Here is a 1,444-nt window from a genome sequence, read left to right on the forward strand (position 1 = left end):
CACCGCGGCCTCCCGCGAGGAGGCCCTGGACGCCCTGCGCGCCGCCGCACCGGACATCCCGCCGCCGTCGGACGGCCCCGTCCGCGTGGCCTTCCTGCTGCCCGGCGGCGGCACCCAGTACCCCGGCATGGGGGCGGAGCTCTACCGCGACCACGCCGTCTACCGCGACACCGTCGACGAGTGCGCCCGCATCCTGCGGCCCGCACTCGGCGCCGACGTCCGCACCGCCCTGTTCGAGGACCGGCGGCCCGACGACACCGCGGCCTTCCTCGGCCTGGTGGTGACCGAGTACGCCCTGGCCCGCACCCTCATGGAACAGGGCGTGCGCCCCGACGCGCTGATCGGCCACTCGCTCGGCGAGTACACGGCGGCCTGCCTGGCCGGGGTCGTCGACCTGGAGGACATGCTCCCCCTGGTCACCGAGCGGATCCGGCTCATCAGCTCCGCGGGCGGCGCCACCGTCGGCGTCGCTGCCCCGGCCGAGGACGTACGGCCGCTGCTCGACGACGGGCTGTCCCTGGCCGCGGTGAACGGCCCGAGCGCCTGCACCGTCGCCGGGCACCTCGACGCCGTCACCCGCTTCGAGGCCGAACTCACCCGCCGCGGCGTCCCGTTCCGCCGTCTGCGCATCCCCGTCGCGGCCCACTCCCACGTCCTGGACCCGGTCCTGCCGGTCTTCGAGGGCCACCTGCGCCAGGTCACCCTGCGCCCGCCGCGGATCCCGTACGTCACCAACGTCACCGGCACCTGGGTCACCGACGACCAGGCCACCTCCGTACGGCACTGGATCGACCACACCAGGAACACCGTGCGGTTCGCCGACGGCATCGCCGCCCTGTGGGAGCGGCAGCACCCCGTGCTGGTGGAGATCGGGCCGGGGGACACCCTCACCAAGCTGGCCACCGGCCGGCTCGCCGACGAGGCACCCGTGACGGTGACCACCATGCGGCACGCCAAGGCCGAGGCGTCCGACGGTTTCGTCCTCGCGGAGGCCCTCGGCCGGCTGTGGAGCGCGGGCGTGGACGCCGCTCTTCCCCCGGCGCCGGACCGCGCCCGGCGGGTCCCGCTGCCGCCGTACGCCTTCGACCGCCGGCGCCACTGGATCGACGCCCCCGGAGCCCGTACGGACCCCGCCGCCCCCGACACCCCGGCCCCGGCACGGGCGGAGACGGCCCTCGCCCCTCGCCCCCGGCTGACCACCGAGCACGTGCCGCCCCGCTCCGAACGCGAGCAGGAGGTGACCCGCCTGTGGGAGCAGACGCTCGGCATCGGCGGCATCGGCGTGCACGACAACTTCTTCGACCTCGGCGGCGACTCGATGCGCGCCGTGCTGCTGGCGGGACGGCTGCGCCAGGCCGGGGTCCTCGACGTACCGGCGGCGGAACTGCTCGCCGCGCCCTCGGTGGCCGGCGTCCTCGCCGCGGCCGACCGGCGGGACGGGGAC

1 protein-coding gene is annotated in these 1,444 nt (G+C 76.3%); it reads left to right on the top strand.

The window, feature by feature from the left end:
* A partial coding sequence (locus tag HO151_RS03685) for an acyltransferase domain-containing protein (RefSeq protein WP_173894673.1) occupies window positions 1–1,444 on the top strand: 1,444 nt, incomplete at both ends.

It is taken from the genome of Streptomyces sp. 8P21H-1 (genome assembly GCF_013302945.1).